The sequence below is a fragment of the Pseudomonas sp. MDT2-39-1 genome (assembly GCF_054898085.1).
Window position 1 is genome coordinate 2,231,883 of record NZ_CM142716.1, and the last position, 24,680, is coordinate 2,256,562.

The 24,680-nt window shown below is 58.6% G+C and carries 17 protein-coding genes and 4 tRNA genes; 6 read left to right on the forward strand and 15 right to left on the reverse strand.

Annotation, left to right across the window (positions count from 1 at the left end; translation table 11 throughout):
- The first annotated feature begins 20 nt into the window (after positions 1 to 20).
- Both ACYZTM_RS10785 and ACYZTM_RS10790 read left to right on the forward strand, forming a co-directional pair.
- Positions 21 to 5,159, forward strand: a complete 5,139-nt coding sequence (locus tag ACYZTM_RS10785) for an RHS repeat domain-containing protein (protein ID WP_461988579.1) — start codon at positions 21 to 23, stop codon at positions 5,157 to 5,159.
- Between the two features lie 357 nt (positions 5,160 to 5,516).
- On the forward strand, positions 5,517 to 5,915 hold the full coding sequence (locus ACYZTM_RS10790; protein WP_461988581.1) for an HvfA family oxazolone/thioamide-modified RiPP metallophore: 399 nt from the start codon (positions 5,517 to 5,519) through the stop codon (positions 5,913 to 5,915).
- A gap of 225 nt (positions 5,916 to 6,140) precedes the next feature.
- On the opposite strand, the gene ltrA is transcribed toward ACYZTM_RS10790, so the two are convergent.
- The 8 genes from ltrA to rluD all read right to left on the reverse strand — a co-directional run bounded on the left by ltrA (position 6,141) and on the right by rluD (position 13,277).
- A complete protein-coding gene (gene ltrA, locus ACYZTM_RS10795) occupies positions 6,141 to 7,556 on the reverse strand; it encodes a group II intron reverse transcriptase/maturase (protein ID WP_461985512.1) in 1,416 nt (471 codons plus the stop codon).
- A 467-nt stretch (positions 7,557 to 8,023) separates the two neighbouring features.
- Positions 8,024 to 8,100 (reverse strand) — tRNA-Pro (locus ACYZTM_RS10800).
- Between the two features lie 96 nt (positions 8,101 to 8,196).
- Positions 8,197 to 8,272 (reverse strand) — tRNA-Lys (locus ACYZTM_RS10805).
- 5 nt (positions 8,273 to 8,277) lie between these two features.
- Positions 8,278 to 8,354 (reverse strand) — tRNA-Pro (locus ACYZTM_RS10810).
- A 9-nt stretch (positions 8,355 to 8,363) separates the two neighbouring features.
- Positions 8,364 to 8,439 (reverse strand) — tRNA-Asn (locus ACYZTM_RS10815).
- Between the two features lie 298 nt (positions 8,440 to 8,737).
- Positions 8,738 to 11,302 (reverse strand): ATP-dependent chaperone ClpB, encoded by a 2,565-nt coding sequence (clpB, locus tag ACYZTM_RS10820; RefSeq protein ID WP_461988584.1) that lies wholly within the window; start codon positions 11,300 to 11,302, stop codon positions 8,738 to 8,740.
- 296 nt (positions 11,303 to 11,598) lie between these two features.
- Complete coding sequence (gene pgeF / locus ACYZTM_RS10825) at positions 11,599 to 12,318, reverse strand: peptidoglycan editing factor PgeF (RefSeq protein ID WP_131061752.1); 720 nt, start codon at positions 12,316 to 12,318, stop codon at positions 11,599 to 11,601.
- Positions 12,315 to 13,277: a 23S rRNA pseudouridine(1911/1915/1917) synthase RluD gene (gene rluD / locus ACYZTM_RS10830; RefSeq protein WP_007942311.1), complete on the reverse strand. Its 963-nt coding sequence runs from the start codon at positions 13,275 to 13,277 to the stop codon at positions 12,315 to 12,317. The genes pgeF and rluD overlap by 4 nt, the downstream gene beginning before the upstream one ends.
- Positions 13,278 to 13,428: 151 nt before the next feature.
- Here rluD and ACYZTM_RS10835 point away from each other — a divergent pair, with 151 nt between their 5' ends.
- The 4 genes from ACYZTM_RS10835 (at position 13,429) to ACYZTM_RS10850 (ending at position 17,792) form a co-directional block, all read left to right on the forward strand.
- Complete coding sequence (locus tag ACYZTM_RS10835) at positions 13,429 to 14,451, forward strand: outer membrane protein assembly factor BamD (protein ID WP_461988586.1); 1,023 nt, start codon at positions 13,429 to 13,431, stop codon at positions 14,449 to 14,451.
- Positions 14,452 to 14,636: 185 nt separating this feature from the next.
- Positions 14,637 to 14,870 carry a PP0621 family protein gene (locus tag ACYZTM_RS10840; protein WP_131061749.1) on the forward strand — a complete coding sequence of 78 codons (234 nt, stop codon included), beginning with the start codon at positions 14,637 to 14,639 and terminating at the stop codon, positions 14,868 to 14,870.
- Positions 14,860 to 16,449 carry a sensor histidine kinase gene (locus ACYZTM_RS10845; RefSeq protein ID WP_461989127.1) on the forward strand — a complete coding sequence of 530 codons (1,590 nt, stop codon included), beginning with the start codon at positions 14,860 to 14,862 and terminating at the stop codon, positions 16,447 to 16,449. Before ACYZTM_RS10840 ends, ACYZTM_RS10845 begins: the two co-directional genes overlap by 11 nt.
- Positions 16,446 to 17,792, forward strand: a complete 1,347-nt coding sequence (locus ACYZTM_RS10850) for a sigma-54-dependent transcriptional regulator (protein WP_131061748.1) — start codon at positions 16,446 to 16,448, stop codon at positions 17,790 to 17,792. Before ACYZTM_RS10845 ends, ACYZTM_RS10850 begins: the two co-directional genes overlap by 4 nt.
- 88 nt (positions 17,793 to 17,880) lie before the next feature.
- Here ACYZTM_RS10850 and thiO read toward each other — a convergent pair whose 3' ends face one another.
- The 7 genes from thiO to ACYZTM_RS10885 are packed head-to-tail and all read right to left on the reverse strand — an operon-like array spanning position 17,881 to position 24,651.
- Positions 17,881 to 18,981 (reverse strand): glycine oxidase ThiO, encoded by a 1,101-nt coding sequence (thiO, locus tag ACYZTM_RS10855; protein WP_461988588.1) that lies wholly within the window; start codon positions 18,979 to 18,981, stop codon positions 17,881 to 17,883.
- A 57-nt stretch (positions 18,982 to 19,038) separates the two neighbouring features.
- Positions 19,039 to 19,440 carry a type IV pilin protein gene (locus ACYZTM_RS10860; RefSeq protein ID WP_461988590.1) on the reverse strand — a complete coding sequence of 134 codons (402 nt, stop codon included), beginning with the start codon at positions 19,438 to 19,440 and terminating at the stop codon, positions 19,039 to 19,041.
- A 14-nt stretch (positions 19,441 to 19,454) separates the two neighbouring features.
- Complete coding sequence (locus ACYZTM_RS10865; protein WP_461988592.1) at positions 19,455 to 22,562, reverse strand: pilus assembly protein; 3,108 nt, start codon at positions 22,560 to 22,562, stop codon at positions 19,455 to 19,457.
- The gene (locus ACYZTM_RS10870) at positions 22,549 to 23,025 is read right to left on the reverse strand and encodes a pilus assembly PilX family protein (protein ID WP_131061744.1); all 477 of its coding nucleotides are present in this window, start codon (positions 23,023 to 23,025) and stop codon (positions 22,549 to 22,551) included. Before ACYZTM_RS10870 ends, ACYZTM_RS10865 begins: the two co-directional genes overlap by 14 nt.
- Entirely contained in the window at positions 23,022 to 23,735 is a 714-nt protein-coding gene (locus ACYZTM_RS10875; protein WP_131061743.1) for a PilW family protein, read from the reverse strand. Before ACYZTM_RS10875 ends, ACYZTM_RS10870 begins: the two co-directional genes overlap by 4 nt.
- The gene (pilV, locus tag ACYZTM_RS10880) at positions 23,732 to 24,181 is read right to left on the reverse strand and encodes a type IV pilus modification protein PilV (RefSeq protein ID WP_131061742.1); all 450 of its coding nucleotides are present in this window, start codon (positions 24,179 to 24,181) and stop codon (positions 23,732 to 23,734) included. Before pilV ends, ACYZTM_RS10875 begins: the two co-directional genes overlap by 4 nt.
- A complete protein-coding gene (locus ACYZTM_RS10885; RefSeq protein WP_461988595.1) occupies positions 24,178 to 24,651 on the reverse strand; it encodes a GspH/FimT family pseudopilin in 474 nt (157 codons plus the stop codon). The genes pilV and ACYZTM_RS10885 overlap by 4 nt, the downstream gene beginning before the upstream one ends.
- Positions 24,652 to 24,680: the final 29 nt, after the last annotated feature.

Below are 24,680 nucleotides of genomic sequence, written 5' to 3' on the forward strand. Positions count from 1 at the left end.
GGACACAAGGAAGTAAACCGATGCAAACTACCGTACTTGATCGTTTGACGGCCGGAGGCCTGTATTCCCAGGCTGGCAATTTTCTCAGTCATGTCAGCACCGGTGTCGACCCCCGTACCGGCCAATTCACCCTCGCAGCCAAACTGCCCGGATTACAGGCCAACGCCCTCGCCGGCCCGGTCATCTCACCGGCACTGCACTTCAGTCCTCTGGCCTCTCACTCTGATGCCGGATTCGGTCGTGGCTGGCAATTGGGAGTATCCACCCTGGACCTCAATGCCAACCGCATCAGCCTCAGTACCGGCGAGCAATTTCGTCTTGACCGGCATAAATCCGAATTCTCTGACGGTGGTTTACTGGCCTTTCATGATCAGAAGTTGCGCAGTTTCGTGATACGTCAGATTGGCATGGATGGCAGGTTGTTTCGCGTTGAACACAAAAGCGGTGACACCGAATGGCTGGAAGTCCAGGAGCGCAGTGGACTGGCGATGGTGGTGCAAATGCGCTCGCCGAAAGGACGGCAGGCGTTCTTGAAGTGGGTACCCCGGGGCAATAATCAGTTTGGTCTGCAAAGCGTGTGGGATGAGCGTGGCCCGGCTCACCCACTTCTGCAGGTCGCAATGAACAGTGAATCCGTAGTCTTCACTATGTTCCCCGGCAGTGACAGTGAATCGACTATCACCCTTAAACTGGTTAACGGTCAATTGACCCATTTGATTTTGCCTGACGGCGACAGCCGCTGGACCTTTGAATACCTGCCGGATCCGCACAGTGGCCTGTTGTTTCCCAACAAGGTGCTGGGACCGCTGGGCAGCGAAGACACGGTGCAATACGCCACCGGCAATCAGGGTCATATCTTGCCGCCGGGCGCCCCATTGGCGTGGCTGCCCAGGATCATCAGCCACCGTCATGTCCCTGGTGCCGGGCAACCGGAAATCTACCGCCACTACACGTATGTCGGCACCTCCAATTTCCTCGGCGGTGATGTCGCGCCACCGGGCGGCTGGCAAGACGGCACCGACAACCTCTACCGCATGAGCAGCTATGGCTACACCGGCATCGAAACGGTTCTGAATGCCAAAGGTGAAACCCTGGCTACGGCCCGGCGTACGTGGAATCGCTTTCACCTGCAAACCGATGAGCAGATGATTCGCCACAGCACCCGCCAGCAAAACGGCGTGGCTGTTCCTCAGCAGAAAATCATTACCCGGCAGACTGTCTACGGCGACGATTCGAACAAGAGCTGGGAAGATCAACCGGCCTGGTGCCAGCTCCCCGTGGCGACAGTGACTCGCTATGAAGACGGTGAACAAACACCTCGGGAAGTTCGCGAAGAAATCGACTACGACGACTACGGCAACGTGCTGCAAAAACGCTACCCGGATGGTCGCGTCGAAACCTCGGCCTGGTACCCATTGGGTGGGGGGGATGGCTGCCCGGATGATGGCAGCCAGTTCATACGCTGGGTAAAGAGCAAAACCCTGACGCCCGCAAAACTGACCGGGGGCGCGCCGACCACCGAGACACGCTATCGATACTCACTGCTGCCCAAGCGAAAAACCGACGATATTCAGAATCTGACAGCCGATCAGGAGATAGCCTTAGCACTCACCGACACTGAAGAACAGGTAATCGGGAAAACCGAGCAGATCTGGGATACCGACATTCACAGCGCGTTCTTTGGTCAGCCGCGTCAAAGCATCAATACCCTGAACGGTTTCGCCACAATCACAGACTACGCACGCACGATCGACGCCGAGGGACTGACCGAAACGCAGACCCAGACCGGGCATGACGGTCTGGTCATCAATACCAGCACAATGCGCAATTCCTTGACGGGCCTGACGCTGTCCGAGCGCAATGAAAACGCTGTGTTGACCACGTTTGCCTATGACAGTCTTGGCCGAGTCGTGCGCCGTACTGCGTCGGCAGGAACGCCTTATGCCGTGACCACCACCTGCAGCTATACCACCGCAGGCAGTGATCACAAACGCACGGTGGTGGTGGAGGAAATCGATATTGCCGGGCAGAAACGTCGCCAGTTTCTGGACGGCAGCGGTCGTATGGTGCGTGCAGAGCGCCTGGACGCCGACATCACCGGCCTGGCGTTTCGCGAAGTGTGGTCCGGCGTTTACGACCATGACGGCAACTTGAGTACTGAAACCGTTCACGACTGGCTGCCCGGGCAAACCGATCCCATCCGCCTGACAAGCACCAACGAGTTAGACGGTTGGGGGCAAGTCAGCGTGCAGCACCAGGCCGATGGCACCAGCAGTCACACCGTTTTGGACCCCATCACGTTGATCAGTCGTCACTGGCAGCAAAGTCGGAGCGGCGAGCGCAGTGGCGAAACAGAGGTGGCGCGCAATCTGGCAGGAGAAGTCGAAAAAGTCACCCTGCGGGGACCACGGACTGACAACGGAAGTCCTGGCGCCGTGTTGCGTGTTGAAAGCTGGACATTCGACGGTCTGTACCGGCCAATCAGCCATTGGGTTGAAGCCGATGGCCTGACAACCTCGACTCAAACAGAGCGTGATGTGTTTGGCCGAACGACCTGCCTCACTCGCGAAGATGGCAGCGTTGTACGCTGGATCTATGCGCCTCACAGCGACGGCGACCATCCCGTCAAGGTCACCCTTACTACACCCGGCGACACCGAACAGGTGCTGGCCGAGCAATCCTTTGATGGCCTCGGCCGGCCGATCGAACGCCGGGCAGGCGGCCAGACCGAAAGCCTCAGCTACCTTAAAGGCCAGCTCCCGCCCGCCTCCGCCACTCACGCCGACGGCACCCGGGTCAATGTGCATTATGAGCAGGCACTCAATTACGAGCTCATTGCAGCAATACCGGAGGGCAGCAGCGGCACGTCCTATACCTATCGGCCACCTGAGGGTTACCTCACCGAAATAAAGGGCGGGCTGGGGATGATCAAGCAAGAGTATTCCGCTGCCGGAAGACTCTTCGCAGAACACTGGACGGTGGGAAACGAAACGCACTCCAATACATCGAGTCAATCGCTACAAGGGCGAGCCCTGAGTTTTACCGATGTGGGGGGAACGGAGCACCGGGTTGAATATGACGAGTTCGGACGCCCGAATGCGCAACAGGCAGGCTCCATCACGGTGAAGTCCACCTATGACGCCTTTGGCCGGGTTGATCAAATCACCACCACCGACCCCGCCAAAGGCAGCAGCCTCCAGCAGAAGCTGGCCTACGATGCCTTCGGCCGCGAGCTGAGCCGCACCTGGGAAAACACCGGCAATGGTCCCCGGCAGAAAACCGTGCAGAGGCTGTCGTTCAGCGGGCGTGACAAAGTGTTGTCCCGCCGCTGGGAACTGGCCGGCCGCCTTCTCAGTGATGAGCGATATACCTACGACTGCCGTGGCCGCTTGTTGCAAACCACGGCCACAGGTCCCAATGCACCGCGGGACAAACGGACGGGCAAGCAAATCAGCCAACAGGTCTTCACCCTGAATGCACTGGACGGTTATCAGCGGATCGACACTACCTACGCAGACTCCACCCACAACGCCATGACGTTCAGCTATGACGCTATCGCACCGGATCGTCCCGTTTCCATCACGCATCGTGGTGTTCAAGACACCGATATCGAACTGGTCTGGGACCGTGCCGGCCGGCTGGTGGAAGAGCGCCGCAACGGCGCGCTGTATCGCAAACTCGAATGGGGGACCAATGGCCGCCTACGCCAAATCATCGAAAACGGCGCAAGCAGTCTTTATCGCTACGACCCCTTCGGACAATTGGGTGAACAAGAAACAAGCGCCGGTATCGCCCGCCGTTTTTATGCAGGCAATCAGGTCGTGAACGAACGCACAACCGATGGCGCCATGTTGACGCTGGTACGATCCGCCGACGCGGTGTTTGCCGAAAGTCGGCTGAGCCAATCGATACGCACCGTGCTGTTGACCGGCACCGATGGTCAAGGCTCCGTCCGTTTGGAGAGCGACAGCGAAAACCGCCTGGTGAGTTACACCGCCCACGGCGCCGACGATGAAAACGCGCAAAGTCGAGTGGGGTTTGCCGGGGAGTTACGCGACACGGTAACCGGCCTTTACCATCCAGGCAGCTATCGCCCTTACGATCCTGAGCTGATGTTGTTCCTGGCGCCCGATAGCGCCAGTCCACTGGGTGATGGCGGGCTGAACCGCTATGCCTATTGTGGCGGGGATCCGGTGAATCGGGTCGATCCGGACGGGCATAGTTTCTGGAAGTGGTTTTTGACTGGGATCGGCATAGGGTTAGGCATTGCAGCTTTTGTTGCAGGAACCATTGTCACATTCGGTGCACTGGCGGGAGTGGTTGCTGTGGTCGCTCTCGGCGCTGCCGTGGCCGGTGGCACAGTCTCCGCAGCAGTCATCTCAGGGCTTGTGATTGGAGCTATGGTCGCTGTTGCGACGTCGGCAGCGGGTGTCGCAGCAGTGGTCGGACTGGTACTAGAAACGGTGTCGGTAGGTACCGGGCTGGCCGCCCCTATACTGGAGATTACCGGTAACAATCAAGCCGCTTCAGTGCTGGGTTGGGTATCACTGGGAACAGGATTGGCGTCGGCGGTAGTAGGCATCGGGCCTGGAACTGTTAAAGCAATATCGAAACTTTCGCGCCCTGGGGGCTGGAAGTACCGCTTGTTTCGAGCACCTCCACAACCTGCCACAAACTTTAAATTTGGAGTAGAAATCATTTACAAGCCATCTAAAGGAGCGCCTGTATTTTTCTCCACGGATCTTTATGGTCAAAAAATACTTGCTTATCAGGCTCACGGAGTACCTTCCGGAAAAATGATGAGTTCAACAGGAAGAATGCGTCCGGCCGCAGAGGTTGCACTCTACGACATAGCCCCTCGACTGGACGCCTTGGGAGATGAATACGCCAACGCTCCACTGTGGTTACTATCTTGCGAGTCTGGGGTTTCAGGCGCAGCACAAGAGGTCGCAAATACCCTAAATCGAACAGTAATTGCTCCCACTCACCGTATAAATACATTCGGGCCACAGGGCTTTAGAGAAGTTTGGGACGGTGTCGGTGTTGAATGGATGGGGAATGTTATTACTCAAGACAGGCGTATAGGTCGATTCAGCAGAGCCGCGCCGAAAACCGGAGAAGAAATTGCCGAAATGCGGTACTTCCTTCCACAAAGATAATCACGTGCAATTAACAAGACACGTTCCGACTCTACGGTAACGTTGGGAGGAGGAGCGAGCCTGCTCGCGAAGAGGCCATTACATTCAACATTTATGCTGACTGTTAAGCCGCCATCGCGAGCAGGCTCGCTCCTACATTTGGTCCCCATTGACTTTGGAGATCTGTGTCTCACTGTATCTCCCCCCGCGATTTCCCCTCTTCGCTTACAAACTCCCCCTTTGCGCGACACAGTAGCGATACACCCCGACCGTTAAATGGCCACATCCGAGCAAGGCAACTCGCCCGCTACGGTTATCGCCGCACTCACGTGGCGTCCTTTATCGAACGGTTGTGTCGTGCAACTCAGGAGTATTGAAATGTCCCGTACTACTAAGAACACTATTGGTCTGCTCGGCGCTGTTCTGGCGGGTGGCATGATGTTGTCCGGTTCCGTATTCGCTTCGCAGCCTTTGACCCAGGGCTACCTACTGGCCTCGGCTGAACAGGTGGTGAAAACCCCGGAGGGCAAATGTGGCGAAGGCAAGTGTGGCGATGCGTCGATGGCGAAAACCGACACGGATGGCGACCGCAAAGTTTCCCGTGCCGAATTCCAGAAAGTCGCGCCGAAATCCAATTTCGACAAGATCGACACCAACCATGACGGCTTCATCGACGAGCAAGAGGCTTTCGATAACGTGAAAGCCAACTTCGAAGCCAATGGCAAGAAAATGCCAAAAGGTCTGTTCGAGCACTTGAAAGATCAAGACGGCGCCTAAGCACCCGAGAACCTGCCGCGCTTCTCCATTCAGAAAGCGCGGCTTTTTTGCATCTGGAAAATCTAAAGCTGAAAGCGTCGCACCATGCCATGCAAGGCTTTGGCCAGCTGTGATGCTCATGACTTGAAGAAAATCACGTTTTCGGCAGAATCGAGTAGGAGGCGGATTTACATCCGCCGTCCTCTCACACCACCGTACGTACGGTTCCGTATACGGCGGTTCAGGTTATGCGATTAAGCCGTTTATCGTATCCAGTATCGAGACCAAACCGAGTCGATCCCACAGTTTCTTCGGCAGCGCCTGATTCATATGTGACGCTCCCGAGTTCCACCATGGGCCCTGCCCATTGGACGCTGATCTACGAGCACGTCCTTCGTTGATCCCCAAGCCCATCAGGTTACGCGCCCTCGTTGAGGACTGCTTCCATTGGCGCCAGAGGATGCAGCGAAGTTTTCGACGCACCCAGCCGTCCAGTTCCTCGAGGGGCCCCTTGCTCTGACTGAGCTTGAAGTAGCCAGCCCATCCGCGCAGTACGGGGTTTATCCGCTCGATGACGCTCGCCATCTTGCAGCCCCGCGCTCCGCGCAGCAGGTCTCTGAGTCGGTCGCGTAGACGCCCCAGACTCATCCTCGCCACTTTTAGTCTTGGCTGTTGATGCCAGCTCATCCCATAACCCAGATAATCACAGGCCCACGGTCGCGCCACGCGGCTCTTTTCCCGATTCAGCGTCAGTTTCAGACGCTGGCTCAGGAAGCATTCGACGCTGTTCATCACTCGTTCGCCAGCACGACGGCTGCGTACATAAATGTTCGCATCATCGGCATAGCGCACGAAACGATGGCCCCGCCGTTCCAATTCGCGATCGAGTTCGTTGAGCAGGATATTCGACAGCAACGGCGAGAGTGGGCCGCCTTGCGGCGCCCCTTCCTGTCGTCGACTGACAAGACCACCTGACATCGTTCCCGCTTCGAGATAACGACGGATCAGCGCGAGCACCCGCTTATCTTCGACTTGACGCGCCACGTGAGCCATCAGGACATCGTGGTTGACTCGATCAAAGAACTTCTCCAGATCGAGCGCCACACACCAGCGGTGGCCCGCCGCCACATGGGCTCGGGCTGTTTCGATGGCTTGATGAGCGCTTCTATTCGGACGAAAACCGTAGCTGTAGTCCGAGAACAGAGGGTCGAAGATTGGCGTGAGCTGTTGCAGCAAAGCCTGCTGGATCAGGCGATCCACGACGCAGGGAATGCCCAGCTGTCGTGTTCCACCTTGGGGCTTGGGAATGTCGACGGCGCGTACACCTTGCGGATGATACTCGCCGGCCAGCAACCGAGCCTTGAGGATCGGCCAATACTGTTTCACGTAGCCCGCCAAGTCGTCGACCGTCATGCCATCGGCACCCGGTGCGCCCTTGTTGCTGACCACGCGTTGATACGCACGCTTGAGGTTGGCCGGTGCGAGCACCCGCGCCATCAGCGTGTCCGGCTCCGCGTTCGTCCACGTCACAGATGCCGCCGATACCTCTGCGCTGTCAGCCGTCATCCTCGGATTCTGTCCGGGACTCGGAGTGACAGTCTTCTCTGGGAGAAATTTCTGCATTTCGGTATTCAACGAGACTCTGACGCCTACTGGCGGCATAACCTGTTCGGCCCTTGGTGACGGAGTTACTCGTTACTTACTACGGCCTCGGCTGACTTCTGCGCGTTCATCCCGTCGCCTCGCGGCGCTCGGTAGCACTCAGGCAAACGTGCAGATCTCCCAGGGTAATTCGCGCGACCTTCCTGCTTATGCCTGTCGGATCTACGTCACAGCGTTGCGTGCAAGTATTGGGCTTTGGCAATTTTGGCTACCTTACCCCGCTGCACCGCCTAATCCGCTTCCTGTTCGTCAGGCCAGCATTTTGCCTCGGGCTTCCTTCAGATTCGCAGTCACCCGCGACACCCTTGCCTCTGGCTAACACTTCCCCTTGCCGGGTGTGTAGAGGACTTTCACCTCCAAGTCACCAGCGTGGCCACCACAGCCAAGCTGGTTGCGCTTCGCGCAACGCGCCATGCCTGGCGCACCAAAAAAAATCCCCGTATCTTTCGATACGAGGATTTTTAATATGGTCGGGGTAAGGGGATTCGAACTCCTGACATCCTGCTCCCAAAGCAGGCGCGCTACCGGACTGCGCTATACCCCGGTAAAAAAAAGGCGACCTTCACAAGTCGCCTTCTTCGATCAGGGCTTTTGGCCTCTGATCTTAAGATCTGATCCCAGCGTTAACTGGTTTCAAAAATGGTGGGTCGTGTGGGATTCGAACCTACGACCAATTGGTTAAAAGCCAACTGCTCTACCAACTGAGCTAACGACCCAAAAATGGTCGGGGTAAGGGGATTCGAACTCCTGACATCCTGCTCCCAAAGCAGGCGCGCTACCGGACTGCGCTATACCCCGGTTTGAAATTGGCTCCGTGACCAGGACTCGAACCTGGGACCCAATGATTAACAGTCATTTGCTCTACCGACTGAGCTATCACGGAACTACACATTTCAATTTACAACTGTGAAGCTTGCTTCACCTCTTCGACCCGCTCGCATCGCTGCGTTCGTGTGTCTGAGGCGCGCTATTCTACAATCTTAAGCACCTCTGTCAACCCCTTAAATTGCATTCAAGTTAATGATTTGCAACTTATTTCAGATTCCTGCTTGGGGAGCAGAAACCCTTCCGGGTGACTTACTGCGGGGCGCACTTTACAAGCCTTTTCCTTTCAGTTCAACAACCTGACGAAAAAAAGGCCTCGCGATGCGAGGCCTTGTTTATTTCACTGCTGTTGCGGGTCAGGCAAATACGATTTCGTCGTTTTCCACCGTACCGATAGCTGTATCGCCGGGCATGAAACGACCGGACAGAATCAGCTGCGCCAACGGGTTCTCGATCCAGCGCTGAATCGCTCGCTTGAGCGGCCGTGCGCCGTACACCGGGTCGTAACCCACCGCGATCAGCTTGTCCATGGCCTCTGGACTCAGCTCCAGTTTCAGCTCGCGCTCAGTCAGGCGACTGCGCAGACGACCCAACTGGATCTCGGTAATGCCCGCGATCTGATCCCGCGCCAATGGCTCGAAGATCACCACTTCGTCAACCCGGTTGATGAACTCCGGCCGGAAGTGCGTGGAAATCGCATCCATTACCGCCGCACGCTGCGCTTCGCGATCACCGACCAACTCCTGAATCTGCACCGAGCCCAGGTTGGACGTCATGACGATCACGGTGTTTTTGAAATCCACCGTGCGGCCATGGCTGTCGGTCAGGCGGCCATCTTCGAGCACTTGCAGCAAGATGTTGAAGACATCCGGGTGGGCCTTCTCGACCTCGTCCAGGAGGATCACCGAGTAAGGCTTGCGACGCACCGCCTCGGTCAGGTAACCGCCCTCTTCATAGCCCACGTAGCCCGGTGGCGCGCCGATCAGTCGGGCCACGGAATGTTTCTCCATGAACTCGGACATGTCGATCCGTACCATCGCCTCTTCAGTATCAAAGAGGAATTCGGCCAGCGCCTTGCACAGCTCGGTTTTACCCACCCCGGTCGGGCCGAGGAACATGAACGAACCGCTCGGGCGATTCGGGTCGGACAACCCGGCTCGCGAGCGCCGCACCGCGTTGGAAACCGCGATCACCGCTTCGTCCTGACCGATCACGCGCTGGTGCAACAGGCTTTCCATCTTCATCAGTTTGTCGCGCTCGCCTTCGAGCATTTTCGACACCGGTATGCCGGTCCACTTCGAGACGACTTCTGCGATTTCTTCCTCAGTCACCTTGCTGCGCAGTAACTGGTTTTCGCTTTTGCCATGCTGATCGACCATTTGCAGGCTGCGCTCCAGGTCCGGGATGACCCCGTATTGCAACTCGGCCATGCGGTTCAGGTCGCCTTTACGGCGTGCGGCTTCCAGTTCCTGACGGGACTGTTCGATTTTTTGCTGGATCTGCGCAGAACCCTGAACTTCGGCTTTTTCCGAGTTCCAGATTTCTTCGAGGTCCGAATATTCACGCTCAAGACGAACGATTTCCTCCTGGAGTTTTTCCAGGCGCTTGATCGCCGCTTCGTCACTTTCTTTTTTCAGCGCCTGGGATTCCACCTTCAGCTGAATCAGACGGCGCTCCAGACGATCCAGTACTTCAGGCTTGGAATCGATCTCCATGCGGATACGGCTGGCGGCTTCGTCGATCAGGTCGATGGCCTTGTCCGGCAATTGACGGTCCGTGATGTAGCGATGGCTGAGTTTGGCCGCGGCGATGATGGCGCCGTCGGTGATCGCCACTTTGTGGTGGACCTCATAACGTTCTTTGAGGCCACGCAGAATCGCGATGGTGTCCTCTTCGCTCGGCTCGTCCACCAAGACTTTCTGGAAGCGCCGCTCAAGGGCCGCATCCTTCTCTATATATTGGCGGTACTCGTTGAGCGTGGTCGCGCCGACGCAGTGCAGTTCGCCGCGAGCCAACGCAGGCTTGAGCATGTTGCCCGCGTCCATCGAGCCTTCGCCTTTACCGGCGCCAACCATGGTGTGCAGTTCGTCGATGAACAGAATGATCTGCCCTTCCTGCTTCGACAGCTCATTGAGCAGAGATTTGAGGCGCTCTTCGAACTCGCCGCGGTACTTGGCGCCGGCAATCAGCGACCCCATGTCCAGGGACAACAGGCGCTTGCCCTTGAGACCATCCGGCACTTCACCGTTGATGATGCGCTGGGCCAGGCCTTCGGCGATGGCGGTTTTACCCACGCCAGGTTCGCCGATCAGCACCGGGTTGTTCTTGGTGCGCCGTTGCAGGACCTGAATGGTCCGGCGAATTTCGTCGTCACGGCCGATCACCGGATCGAGCTTGCCTTCTTCGGCACGCTTGGTCAGGTCGACGGTGTACTTATCCAGCGCCTGGCGCGATTCTTCGTGGTTGGCATCGTTGACAGCCTCACCGCCGCGCAGGTTGTTGATCGCATTTTCCAAAGCTTTTTTGCTGACGCCCTGGCCGAGCAGCAACTTGCCGAGTTTGCTGTTCTCGTCCATCGCGGCGAGCAGCACCAATTCGCTGGAGATGAACTGATCACCCTTTTGCTGGGCCAGGCGATCGGCCTGGTTGAGCAGGCGCGCCAAGTCCTGCGACATGTTCACGTCGCCGGTCGGGTTCTGGATTTTCGGTAGTTGGTCGAGCTCTTTGGTCAGCTCTTTACGCAAGCTGTTGACGTCGAAACCGACCTGCATCAGCAGGGGTTTGATCGAACCACCCTGCTGTTCAAGCATGGCCTGCATCAAATGCGCCGGCTCAATGCCGGGGTGGTCAAGGCCGACGGCCAGAGATTGGGCGTCGGATAGAGCTAACTGCAATTTGCTGGTTAAACGATCTATACGCATGGGTCACCTTCCTTTTGAGCAGGCCGGACCTATAAAACATCCTGAATGAAGAAACCTGCCAGATACCTCATTAGATGTGGTCGATTCTGGGAGTTTCAAGCGTCGTGACGTTGATGCAGGTCAGGCAAGTCTAGCGTTCGTGCCCTGTCTCACGGATACGTTCCTCTTTTGAAGAGTGGCTGTTGACGTCAGGCAAGGCGCCGCGACGAGTCATAGCGCGCTATGGCGAGGAGCGGCAACGCAGCATGACGGCAACAGACACCGTCAAAAAGGAACAGTATTCGTGAGACAGGGCACTACAGCCAGATCAGGGAGGCAAACCGACCCGTTTGTGGACTGCGGCGGTAAGAAAAGAAGCGAGGATCGGTTACGGTGCAGAAACCGCCACCATAGACAGCGGTGACACCACGAACTGCCAGACGCAAACGCGCCAGCTCGTAAATGTCGGCCATGAACTTGCCAGCGTTTTGGCTGGGCACGAAGGCTTTGGCCGCTTCGGGCAGTTGCTGGACGAAGGTCTCGCGCACTTCGGGGCCGACTTCAAAGGCTTGCGGGCCAATGGCCGGGCCGAGCCATACCAGCACTTCTTCTGGTGGCACATCGAGACTATCGAGGGTGGCTTCCAGCACACCTGCCGCCAATCCGCGCCATCCGGCATGGGCCGCCGCAACGCGTGTGCCGGCGCGATCGCAAAACAAGGCAGGCAGGCAATCGGCAGTCATTGCCGCGCAGGCAATCCCGGGCGTTGCAGTCCAGCTGGCGTCAGCGGTAGCGACCAGACTTGGGTCGGCATGAGCCACGGCAATGCCGTGAACCTGCTTTAACCAGGCCGGTTGAATAGAGAAGTGATCGGTGAGGCGGCGGCGGTTTTCGGCAACAGCTTCGGGGCTGTCGTCGACGTGATCGCCGAGGTTGAGGCTGTCGAACGGCGCCAGACTGACGCCGCCCGCACGGGTGGTCACGCAGGCTTTCACTCCGGCAGGCGCAGGCCAGTCGGGAATCAGCCAGTCACTCATCCGATGAACGCCTCGCGGTCTTGCTTGAGCAGCGTCAGCAACCAGACGAAATCGTCCGGCAGTGGCGATTCCCAGCTCATCCGCTTACCAGTGGTCGGGTGATCCAGCTCCAGGAACCGCGCATGCAGCGCCTGACGCGGGAACGCCTTCAACGATTCGACCATGGTCACACTGGCTGCCGGCGGAATGCGGAAACGACCGCCGTAGGCAGGATCTCCGACCAGCGGGTAGTTGATGTGAGCCATGTGCACACGAATCTGGTGCGTACGACCGGTTTCCAGCTTCACCCGCACGTGAGTGTGGGAGCGGAAACGCTCGAGCACGCGGTAATGGCTGACGGCTTGCTTGCCACCTTCCATCACAGCCATACGCTGGCGTTGCTGGCCGTGACGACCGATCGGCGCGTTGATCTTGCCGCCGGCCGTCACCACACCGATCACTATGCATTCGTAGATCCGGCTTACGCTGCGGCTCTGCAATTGCGTGACAAGCTGTGTCTGCGCCTGAATGGTCTTGGCCACCACCATCAGACCGGTGGTGTCCTTGTCCAGGCGATGCACGATACCGGCGCGGGGCACATTGATAATGTCCGGCACGTGGTGCAGCAAGGCGTTGAGCAAGGTGCCATCCGCGTGACCGGCGGCAGGATGCACCACCAGGCCCGCAGGTTTGTTGATCACCAGGATGTCGTCGTCTTCATAGACGATGTCCAGCTCGATGTCTTGAGCGATCCATTCGCCCTGAGCTTCCTGCTCGGCAGTCAACTCAAGAATGGCGCCACCATGAACGATGTCTCGCGGGCGGATAACCGCCCCATCCACAGTCAAGCGGCCGTCTTTGATCCAGGCGGAAAGGCGCGAGCGCGAGTGCTCAGCGAATAATTGTGCGGCGACTTGATCGAGGCGTTGGCCGCCCAATTCGGACGGCACCTCTGCGCGAAGTTCAATTTTATCGGACATGCTCAGACTAGGCGTCGGCACAGCCTTTGGTTTCGGCTGCGCGCTTGTGGTTAAATACGGCGTCTTTTGCCCCGAGGCTATTCAACGGGGCGCTCATCATAACAGGACGGCCCCGCCCAAGACAGCGGCCGTCATAGGGACGCAAGCCGCCATGCAAGTGAAACACCTGCTGCTGATCGCCATCCTCGCATTGACCGCTGCTTGCTCATCGAAGGAAGTCGTAGACGAAAACCTTAGCGAAGTCGAGCTGTACCAGCAGGCTCAGACCGACCTGGACAACAATAGCTACACCGCCGCCACAGCCAAGCTGAAGGCGCTGGAGTCGCGTTATCCGTTCGGGCGCTACGCCGATCAGGCTCAACTCGAGTTGATCTACGCCAACTACAAGAACGCCGAGCCTGAGGCTGCCAAGTCTGCCGCAGAGCGTTTCATTCGTTTGCACCCACAGCATCCGAACGTGGATTACGCGTATTACCTCAAAGGTCTGACTTCCTTTGACCAGGACGTCGGCCTGTTGTCGCGTTTCCTGCCGCTGGACATGACCAAGCGTGACCCGGGCGCTGCCCGCGACTCCTATAACGAGTTCGCCCAGCTGACCAGCCGCTTCCCGAACAGCCGCTACTCGCCGGACGCCAAGCAGCGCATGATTTATCTGCGCAACCTGCTGGCGGCCTACGAGATTCACGTTGCCGACTATTACCTGACCCGTCAGGCCTATGTCGCCGCCGCGAACCGTGGCCGTTATGTGGTGGAAAACTTCCAGGAAACCCCTTCGGTCGGTGACGGCCTGGCGGTGATGACCGAAGCCTACCAGCGTCTGCACCTGGACGACCTGGCAGCCACCAGCCTCGAAACCCTGAAGCTCAACTACCCGACCCACCCAACCCTGGTGGACGGTCAGTTCAAGCCTTCGGTCGACGAAGCCGACAACCGTTCGTGGCTGAGCAAGGCTACTTTGGGCCTGATCGAATCCCGTCCGCCGCTGCCGCCGGGCGAAACCCGCGCCAACCAGGACGTCCAAAAGCAGTTCCAGGATGCCAAGGACGCGATTCCAAGCGATCTCAAGCCTAAAGATGCAGATGGCGACGTGATCGAAGAAGAGGAACACGAATCCGAAGCTAACAACGAAGACCGTTCGTGGTTCAGCTACATGACCTTCGGCGTGTTCGACTGATAAACGGAGACTCTGTAGGAGCGAGGCTTGCCCGCGAAGAAGCCAATGCGGTGTTCCTGAATCACCGCGTAATCGTTCTTCGCGGGCGAGCCTCGCTCCTACAAGGTTACGCAGCGCTATAACGCTGTGCGCGGGTCATGTCCTTGGCTAAACTGCCTGATCATTAGCTGATAAAGCCGCTCGCCATGCTTCGTTTATTGTTCTGGATTGCCCTGATTGCCGCTGCGGTATGGTTCTGGCGCAAGTACAAGGCTTCGACTTCCGCTCCAAAATCCTCCGCCGAGCTGGATGCGGCGCCCATGGTCCGCTGCGCTCATTGCGGCGTTCACCTGCCCCGCGACCGCGCGCTGAGCCTTCAACAACAGTGGTATTGCAGCCAGGCTCACCTTGAGCAAGGCCCAGGCTCAAGTGATCGCTGAGACGTCCAGTCCCGGCGGCAAACAGGCCCTGCGTCTGCTGCGCCTTTATCATCTCTACCGTTTGAGCGTCGGCATCACCCTGGTGCTGTTGATTTCCAGCAACATGGACAATCAGTTGCTGGCCTTCGCCAAGGACGACCTGCTGCGCAGCGGCAGTTGGTTGTACCTGGTGCTGAATATCTTGCTGGTGGTCTTTTGGGAGAACACCCGACGGCCGGCACAGCTTTTCAGCCTAGCATTGATCGACGTCCTGCTGCTGTGCGGCCTGTTCTACGCCGCTGGCGGATTGGCCAGCGCCATCGGCAACCTGCTGATCGTGTCGGTGGCCATCACTAATACCTTATTGCGCGGGCGTATCGGCCTGCTGATAGCGGCAGTCGCCGCCCTTGGTATCGTCGGCTTCAGTTTTCTCCTGAGCTTCAGTCACCCGATCAGTCCCAGCGAATACCTGCAAGTCGGCACCCTCGGCGCGCTGTGTTTTGCCGCGGCGTTACTGGTGCAAGGGCTGATCAGGCGCCTGGAAGACAGCGAAAGCCTCGCCGAACTGCGGGCCAGTGAAGTGGTTGGCCTGGAAGCGCTCAACGCGTTGATCCTGCATCGCATGCGCACGGGCATTCTGGTGTTGGACGATCAGCGGCGGGTGCAACTGGCCAACCACAGCGCCTTGATTTTGCTGGGGCAGAAAAACCTCGACGGTCGGTTGATCGACGATTATTCGCCGACATTGGTCGAACGCCTTCAACTGTGGTTCAACAATCCGTCGTTGCGCCCGCAAAGCCTGAAAATCGCCAGCAGTGGCCTGGAACTGCAACCCAGCTTCATTGCGCTGGACCAAAGCCCGAATCATCAGACCCTGGTGTTTCTCGAAGACCTGGCCCAGATCGCTCAACAAGCGCAGCAACTGAAACTCGCCGCACTCGGTCGCCTGACGGCCGGTATCGCCCATGAAATCCGCAATCCACTGGGCGCCATTAGTCATGCCGCGCAGCTATTACAGGAATCCGAGGAACTGAACGGCGCGGATCGGCGTCTGACCCAGATTATCCAAGACCACTCTCAGCGAATGAATCGGGTTATCGAAAACGTCCTGCAACTGTCCCGCCGTCAGCAAACCGTGCCGCAAAGGCTCGATCTGAAGCCGTGGCTGGAGCACTTCGTCGCCGAAGCCCGTGAAGGGGCAACCGAGCGCCAACTGATTCACCTGCGCATCGGCTTGGGCGACTTCAAAACCCTGATGGATCCGAATCAGCTGACCCAGATTCTCGACAACCTGCTGCGCAATGCCTGGCACCATAGCGCCCTGAATCACGACTTGGCGCAGGTCTGGCTCGAGTTGTTTGTCGACCCCGACAGCCAGTTGCCGACGCTCGAAGTTCTGGACAACGGCCCCGGCGTGGCGCTTGACCAACAGACGCATCTATTCGAACCCTTCTTCACCACCTGTAGCCAGGGCACAGGCCTGGGGCTTTATCTGTCCCGTGAGCTGTGCGAAAGCAACCAGGCCCGCCTAGACTTCAAACCACGCCAAGGCGGCGGCTGCTTTCGCATCACTTTTGCTCACGGACGGAAACAAAGTTGAACACGAGCCTACGGCCCAAAGTCCTGATCGTCGACGACGAACCGGATATCCGCGAACTCCTGGAAATCACCCTGGGACGGATGAAACTCGATACCTTCAGTGCCCGCAACCTCGGCGAAGCCCAGGCCTTGTTGACGCGGGAGACATTCGACCTGTGCCTGACCGACATGCGCCTGCCCGACGGCACCGGCCTTGAGCTGGTGCAGTACATCCAGCAGCGTTACCCACAAGTGCCGGTGGCGATGATCACCGCTTACGGCAACCTCGAAACGGCCATCAACGCCCTCAAGGCAGGCGCCTTCGACTTCCTGACCAAACCGGTCGACCTGACACGCCTGCGCGAACTGGTCACCAGCGCCCTGCGCTTGCCGGCACCGGGCGGCGCCAGTACCGCCATTGATCGCCGGTTGCTGGGCGACTCACTGCCCATGCGCAACCTGCGCAAACAAATCGACAAACTCGCTCGCAGCCAGGCCCCGGTGTACATCAGCGGCGAATCCGGTAGCGGCAAGGAATTGGTCGCCCGGCTGATTCACGAGCAGGGCCCGCGGGCCAATCAGTCGTTCGTGCCGGTCAACTGCGGGGCGATTCCGTCGGAGTTGATGGAAAGCGAGTTCTTCGGTCATCGCAAAGGCAGTTTCAGCGGCGCCATCGAAGACAAACCCGGGCTGTTCCAGGCCGCCCATGGCGGCACATTGTTTCTCGACGAAGTGGCCGATTTACCCTTGGCGATGCAGGTCAAACTGCTCCGGGCCATTCAGGAAAAAGCCGTTCGCAGCGTCGGCGGGCAGCAAGAAATGGTGGTCGACGTCCGCATCCTTTGCGCCACCCACAAAGACCTCGACGCCGAAGTCACCGCCGAACGCTTTCGTCAGGATTTGTACTACCGGTTGAACGTGATCGAGCTACGCGTTCCCCCTTTGCGCGAGCGGCGCGACGACATCGAACCGCTGGCCAGTCATGTACTCAAGCGTCTGGCAGCCGGTAGCGGACAACCCGCCGCAAAACTCCACCCACTCGCCCTTGATACGCTCAAAAGCTACCGCTTTCCGGGCAACGTGCGGGAACTGGAGAACGTGCTGGAACGGGCCTACACCCTGTGCGAGAACAAACAGATCGAAGCCAGCGACCTGCGGCTGGCCGAAAGTAACTGCACGGTAGAGAACGGCGTGGCGGACCTGACACAGATCGACAATCTGGAAGACTATCTGGAAAACGTCGAACGCAAACTAATCCTCCAGGCGCTGGAGGAAACCCGATGGAACCGCACGGCGGCGGCTCAGCGGTTGAATTTGTCGTTCAGGTCGATGCGTTATCGACTGAAGAAATTGGGGTTGGATTGAGGGCCCCTTCGCGGGCAAGTCGGATCGCCGCACCGCTCGCTCCGACTTGCCCGCGAAGGCGATCTGGGAGGCGATAAAAATCGTGCTGTCAGATCCGCCCGGTCGGAGCATACGGCGCAGGATCAATAATCGGCGCCCTCCCCAGCATCACATCCACAAACAACTGACACGACGCCGGCGCCAGCACCAGCCCATTACGGTAATGCCCGCAATTGAGCCAAAGCCCGTCGAACCCCGGCACTCGGCCAATATAGGGAATCCCCTCCGGCGAACCCGGGCGTAATCCGGCCCAATGCCCCACCACCTCGGCATCCGCCAGCGCAGGAATCAACTCCACCGCTGATGCTTTCAGACTCTCCAGCGCCGAGTCGGTCGGCGTCTTGTCGTAGCCTTCATGCTCCAGCGTGCTGCCAATCAGAATGTGCCCGTCGCGCCGGGGAATCGCATAGCGCCCCTTGGCCAGCACCATACTCGGCAGGAAGTCCGCCGCGCACTTGTACAAAATCATCTGCCCTTTGACCGGCTCAACCGGCAGTTCCAGATCCAGACTCTTCAGCAAGTCACCACTCCAGGCGCCAGCCGTCAGGACTACCTGATCAGCGTGAACGGGGCCCGCCGAGGTCTGCACGCCGACGACCGTATCGCCTTCACGAATGAACCCGCTGACTTCGCACTGCTCATGAATCGTCACGTTCGGCAGCGCCAGCAACGCAGCCTTGAGGGACTTCACCAGCCGCGGATTGCGCACGTTAGCCACGTCGGCCATGTAGATCGCCCGAGAAAACCCGGCACCCAGCACGGGGACGGCGTCGTGTGCCGCCGAGATATCCACAGCCCGCAGTGGACGGTGTTCCCGTTCGGCCCAGGCCAGCGCCTCGGCCTCGTCATCCAGATCCAGCCAATACAGGCCAGTGGTGTGCACTTCAGGATCAACCCCGGTCGCGGCGAACAGTCGCTCACCAAGCTGTGGATAAAAATCCTGGGACCAATGCGCCAGCGCGGTGACTGCCGGGCTGTAGCGCCACGGATAGAGCGGCGAAACAATCCCGCCACCGGCCCATGACGATTCCTGACCGACGCTCGAACGATCCAGCAACACAACACTTTGCACTTCGGACGCGAGATTGAATGCCGTCAGCAGCCCAATCACGCCGCCGCCGACAATCACCACTTGCTGTTGCCTGCTCATGTTCTGATCCAACCGATAAATAGACAGAGGGCGCAAAAAGGCGCCCGAAAAAGGAACTCAGCGACCCCAGCAATCTTTAGTGGCAAGCCCGGACGTCGCATTGACCATGCTTCTGACGCCGGTGTTGGTGAGGGTGAAATCCCCGCACTTGTCGGTCGCCATCGCTGCGCCGGTCTTGCGCGCGGCCGTCAGCAGGAAGGTCTGGTCGGTCAGGGTCGGGGTGATGGTGTAAAAGTCATTGCCGGCGCTCAGTCCGGCGGCTGCGGTGTAGACATTGTTCTTCGAGTAGAACCGCTCAAGAATCTGCGCTTGCTCGGAAAGCAGCCCGGCCACTTCGGTGCGGCGGCCCTTTTTCACGTACTCGGTGAGGCTCGGGGCGGCAATAGTCATGACGATCCCGATGATCGCAATCACGATCATGATTTCGATCAGGGTGAAACCTCGGTTGGATCTGTGCATTCCTTAACTCTCACTTACTGTATTTGTCGCCACATGATGCGACGGCTGCCGCCGCCGGATTTTTCCACCAGGGTGCTGATGCCGCCACTGGAATCGTTTACGATCTTGCGGCTCGCGCCGTTGACGATGGCGTTCAGGGTCGGGATGCCACCGGTGAAAATCACTCCGCTGGACACCGTGTCCGTGCTGTCGACCGTCCCATCGTTGTTGGTGTCGAGCACCGCGTAGTTGAGCATCTTACCGCTGAACGCATCCAGTTCGACCAGTTTGCCGGTACCGAAGCTGGCACACGGGTCGGTGGTGTCCACACTCGCCGTGGTAAAGACGATCCGCCCCAGCACCAGATTGGCCTGATTGATCACCCGCTCCCCCGTGAGCACGTTGTTGTACACCAGTGGCAAATACCAGCCCTTCTCCGCCGGATAGTTCACGTCGTTCTGGCTGGTGGTGATGAATTGCCCGGTGCTGCCCGAGAACACACCGGTCACCGCTTGCGCCTGCAAACTGGACACGGTGATCTGACCGGCTCCGCCTTCCGCATCCCACACGGCGTAGAACGCCTGCAAATCCTTGTTGGTCTTGTCGGCAGTCTCGTTGAATTTGCCGGTGCCGAAAAATACTTCCTTGCCGCCCAGTGAATTGTCCGCCAGCAATGGCTGCACGGTAATGGGCTGGGTGGCGCCACCCGCGGTGGTAAACAGCGGCTTGCCGGAAAATGCCACGCCCCAGGTTTCGGGCGCGGTAGCGCTTAAATCGAACTTCCATAACCGCCCTTTCAAGTCGCCACCATAGGCGGCCTGCACCACATTCTGCGAGTTGACCCTGAGCTTCACCGACGACAGGCCATTGGTGGTGTCGGTGCTGTCGACCACGATTTTCTTGATCAACGAGCCGTCACGAATGTCTACCACGTACAACGCAGCCACCCCGGAGTTGCTGCCATAACCGTTGGAAATGAACGCGGCCCATCGACCGTCGGCCAAGCGTGCCACTTCAGGTCGTGCATAGGCATTACCCAGATCATTGAAAACGTTCGCGGTACTGGCCGTGGCCGGCGCGCTGATCTCCCACAGTGCCTTGAACACGTTACCCGCTGACGTATCGAACAACTGCAATGCATAAAAAGTCCTGCCGCCCGCCCCGGTTCCGCCAATGGCCAGGGTTTTCCAGGCACCACTGAACTGGGCGTCGAACACCCCGACCTGACCGTCGACCAGAAACTTGTGGCTCACACCGTTGATGTAGGTCGGGTCGGCGATGTAGCGCAGCGATGGCAACACGCTGGAAGGCATGTAGGCATAACGCCGGACGCCATTGGCCGAGTTGATGACATTCACGAACCCGTCGTTGGCATTCACCACCAGGCTGGGACTCATGGTGGTGGATTTGGTGGTCAGGTAGGTGCTGTAGGTGGTGTCACCCACCAAGTCGGACGCGGTTTTATCCGTGGGCGAAGCCAGTACGAGGGGCGAGTTGATGATGTCGCCAAGCAGCACGCTGCGCACCTTGAGCCCGGTTTTGTTGGTGCCCTTGCTCCACTCCACCAGATCGCTGCCGGTGATGCCGGTGGGCAGGCTTTGGCTGAGTGAGGTCTGCTGCGCCGGGGAGAAACTGGCATACGCCAAAGTGACGGCGGCGTTGGTCAAAGTGTTCCAGGACTGGTAAGTCGGCGCTGTAGCACCGGGAACGATGGTGGTGTCGGTGGTCCACAGCGCTGCGGCGGTGTTCACGATGCCCGCCGAGGTGAAGCCAAAGGACTTGATCGTGCCGCGCCAGTCCTTCGGGTCATAACTGGTCTGGAAGTAACTTGAGTTGCTGGCCAGGGTGGTGCCGCTGGTGACGCCGCTACCACCGGAACCGGCCTTCGAGGTGATGTCGCTTAGCGCCGAGGACAGAGCACTGTTGAGTCCAGCGCTATCGGTCGCCTGATAGTACTTGCCCTGTCCGTAGCCGGCCGCATCCGACAACATCTGGTTCGCGGCGGTAAAACCCACGGTGTAGGTGTTCATGTTCTGCTTGGGAAAATCCGCCGCATTCCAGCTTTTTCCGGCCAGATCGTTACCTGTGGAGCGCATGTCGATGTCGAAGGAAAACTTGGCGATATCGTCCAGATACAGCGTGTCGCCTTCTCCGTCACCGTTCAGGTTGTCACCATCGTTATTCACGCCATCCCAGTTGGGCAAGCGAGTACCGCCCAGGGGATCGGTAGTCGGAAACGTCCGGTCATAGGTCGGCAGGCCATCGGTGATCACGACGCCATAGTTTTTCTGGCAGCGATACTGGATCGGGCTGGTGTAAGTGGTTGGCGTCGAGTTGTAGTACGGCGCCATGCCGCGCATGTACCGCGTGATCTCGTAATAGGTTTCCGCCAACGGGGTATTGGCGATTGCACTCAAACCATTGATCGATGAAATCAGGTTGTTGAAGTTGGTTTGCGCCTGACCCTGGGTGATGCTCCCGCCAGCAGATAGATCACTGACAGCGCGAGGGATAAACCCGCCGGGGCCGGAATTATTGCCCGCGGGCGGGTTGAATGTCGCAAGCCCGATACGCAGCTCGCGATTACTGGTGACCAGATTCGTAGAAACATCCTTTGCTACGCTCATGCGGTAATCGTTTGGGATGGCATCGGTGCCCGTGGTGAAATCCCTGTTCGAACCATTGGCCAGGCTCACCAGATAAGACAGATAGTTAGCCGTATAACGCGTATTTTCATTACCCACAGGGTCGGGTAGCTTCAGGCATATCGATGACAATCCCAAAAAACCCCGATAAAAACCGTACCAGTTGCCGTTGTTGGAGCAGTTGCCGCGTTTAAGGCTCGATAAGGCGATATTGTTATCTTCCATGTCCAGGTTCTGTCCGTTCAAACATGAGCCATTTGAATTGCAGTTCGCAATTTGCTCGCGGCTGACAGTCGGATCGAAATCCGGCGCCCAGATGATGTTGTTCATGCTCCCCGAGTCATCGATCAGCAACATAACGTTCGGGGCGACGGCCGCGGCGCTCAACAGCGGAGAGTCGGAGGGCGTGAAGGCGTAGGTCGGAGCCGTCAGGTAAAGCCCCAGTATCACGCCGCAAATCAGCTGCCACACGCCAACACGCCTTTCAGTATTTCGCATAAATACTCTCCACGACGCTGCGTGAGTTGCCCGCGATGCCGACAGCGGTCACCCGGTAAAGCGTCGCCGAGGTGTTGCTCGGCACATTCACGGCATTGACCGTGGTGCCGATGTTCTGCACCCCGTAAAAACCCCTGCCAGAGGCGATCCAGGTCACCCCGGAGGTGGAACTGGCGCCGGCGCCGGCGGCGGTGATCGTCGACGCGTCGGCCGGTGGTGCGCACTGGCTGCAGACCGGCAATGAATAGCTGTCCAGCTGCACCGCGCTTTCTCCCACACGCAAAGCCGCTTCGGCGCCCTGGAACGACTGGTTGCGCAAACTTACGCTGCCGGCCATTTTTTCCTGCAGGGTGGCGTTCTGCATCGATGAAAGGCCGATCAAGGTCAGCAACAGCAGGAACACCAGGCTGACCAGCAGCGCCATGCCCCGCTGGGTGTGAACAGTCAGGGAGGCCTTCCTCATGGCAACCTGTTGCGCAAGGCGGCAACCACGTTGAAGGTTTGATTGCGCACCCGGTTGTTAGGGTCGGTGAGGGTCAGGCTCAGGCGTACGCTGCGAATTCGTGCGGGGTCGGACGGATTAGGGCTGTAACTGGTAGCGGCTACATCGGTGGCGGAGCTGGCGAGGCCGAAGCTCACGCTGAAGGCACTGACGTTATCGACCAGTACGAACTGGGCCGGCGTACCGGCACCGGAGCCCATCATGATTTTGTTATTGCTGAAGCTGTAGATCAGCCGCCGGATTGGAAACGCCAAAAAGCCCGAGGCCGGTACTCGCGCGCCAGTGTAGGCCGTCGCCGTGTTTCTACAGTCGGAAATCACCGTCCAGGCCGGCACCCCGCCACTGCCTCCGACATCGGCGGTTACCAGCGTCAATTTGAGGTTGGCGTTATCCCAACTGACGGGCGTTATCTGGCTGGCGTTGAAATCGCCGGCAGTGCTTGAGTCGGTGATCGTCCCCAGGCAGCCAAACATGCCGACCATACGGATTTCCTGAATCATCTTGCTCAGCACGAATCGAGCATCTTCCTGCATGGCGGCGGCGGTGTTCTGACTGACGTAGGTGTTCTTGGCGGCGATGAAAATCTGCGCCACGCCCAGCACGACAACCAGGCTCAACGCGAGGGCGATCAACAATTCGATCAGCCCGAAACCGCTGTTGGACCGCCTCATGGCGTTGCCACCGGGTCGACGGCGGCACGGCTGGTCATGACAAAGCTGCGGCGTGAATTGGCGGTATTGGCGGCGCGCGAGTCATCCCAGGTGATGGTGATGGTGTAAACCCGCTGGCTCAGCGTAACGGTGCCGGTGGCCGTCGCGCCGCCGAAATTGACGATGTTGGTGGTGAAATCGTAGAGGTCCTGATCGCGAGCGACGTTCAGATTGCCGGACGTCGGTGGCGTCACGGTGTAGTCAGCGCCGGAGTTGGCGCGGATGCGGTCCATCATGTCGTAGGCGATAAAACTCGCCTGGCTGGTCATCCGCGAGCTGTCCGTGTACTTCAGCGCATTGAGCTGAATCGCCGCCGCCCCCAACAGCCCTACGGTCAGAATCACCAACGCGACCAGGACTTCGATCAGCGTCATGCCCTCCTGTGCATGTTTACTCCGTTCCCTCATCCGCAACTTCCACCCAATAGAATTCGTCCGTTCAAACACACATTCAGCGTCCTGCTTTGCGCCCCCAGCACGTAGCTGATCACCACGGGTGTGGACGGCGCCGATAAACCGCCGAGATTGTTGAAATCGATGGCGGTCACTCCTGAGGTTAGCGTCAGAGTCGCACCGCTGCTCATCGCTGGAACAACCCGCAATACATTGGCCAGATTGCCAGTACCGTCATAAACCGCCAATTCACCGGTCCAGACGCTGCCACCCGCCGTCGGACGAACCCGAGTGGCGACGCCCCGGTCGATGGCCTCAAGTCGTGCGAAATTGAGCCCACGTTGCAGGTCGCCGATTTCGGTGTCGGCCTTGGTGCCTTGCACCGACCGGGTAAACGCAGGCACGGCCAGGGTGATCAGGATCAAAAATACCGCGAGCGAGACCAGCAGCTCGATCAGCGTGAAACCTTTTGTACGATGATCCATCGTTGCCCTCCGTTGCCGTCGGCTATACC

What these genes read in the sequence shown, in the direction of transcription:
- ACYZTM_RS10785 (WP_461988579.1), top strand. Translation starts at nt 21, where the DNA reads ATGCAAACTACCGTACTTGATCGTTTGACGGCCGGAGGCCTGTATTCC.
- ACYZTM_RS10790 (WP_461988581.1), top strand. Translation starts at nt 5,517, where the DNA reads ATGTCCCGTACTACTAAGAACACTATTGGTCTGCTCGGCGCTGTTCTG.
- ltrA (WP_461985512.1), bottom strand. Translation starts at nt 7,556, where the DNA reads ATGCCGCCAGTAGGCGTCAGAGTCTCGTTGAATACCGAAATGCAGAAA.
- clpB (WP_461988584.1), bottom strand. Translation starts at nt 11,302, where the DNA reads ATGCGTATAGATCGTTTAACCAGCAAATTGCAGTTAGCTCTATCCGAC.
- pgeF (WP_131061752.1), bottom strand. Translation starts at nt 12,318, where the DNA reads ATGAGTGACTGGCTGATTCCCGACTGGCCTGCGCCTGCCGGAGTGAAA.
- rluD (WP_007942311.1), bottom strand. Translation starts at nt 13,277, where the DNA reads ATGTCCGATAAAATTGAACTTCGCGCAGAGGTGCCGTCCGAATTGGGC.
- ACYZTM_RS10835 (WP_461988586.1), top strand. Translation starts at nt 13,429, where the DNA reads ATGCAAGTGAAACACCTGCTGCTGATCGCCATCCTCGCATTGACCGCT.
- ACYZTM_RS10840 (WP_131061749.1), top strand. Translation starts at nt 14,637, where the DNA reads ATGCTTCGTTTATTGTTCTGGATTGCCCTGATTGCCGCTGCGGTATGG.
- thiO (WP_461988588.1), bottom strand. Translation starts at nt 18,981, where the DNA reads ATGAGCAGGCAACAGCAAGTGGTGATTGTCGGCGGCGGCGTGATTGGG.
- ACYZTM_RS10860 (WP_461988590.1), bottom strand. Translation starts at nt 19,440, where the DNA reads ATGCACAGATCCAACCGAGGTTTCACCCTGATCGAAATCATGATCGTG.
- ACYZTM_RS10865 (WP_461988592.1), bottom strand. Translation starts at nt 22,562, where the DNA reads ATGCGAAATACTGAAAGGCGTGTTGGCGTGTGGCAGCTGATTTGCGGC.
- ACYZTM_RS10870 (WP_131061744.1), bottom strand. Translation starts at nt 23,025, where the DNA reads ATGAGGAAGGCCTCCCTGACTGTTCACACCCAGCGGGGCATGGCGCTG.
- ACYZTM_RS10875 (WP_131061743.1), bottom strand. Translation starts at nt 23,735, where the DNA reads ATGAGGCGGTCCAACAGCGGTTTCGGGCTGATCGAATTGTTGATCGCC.
- pilV (WP_131061742.1), bottom strand. Translation starts at nt 24,181, where the DNA reads ATGAGGGAACGGAGTAAACATGCACAGGAGGGCATGACGCTGATCGAA.
- ACYZTM_RS10885 (WP_461988595.1), bottom strand. Translation starts at nt 24,651, where the DNA reads ATGGATCATCGTACAAAAGGTTTCACGCTGATCGAGCTGCTGGTCTCG.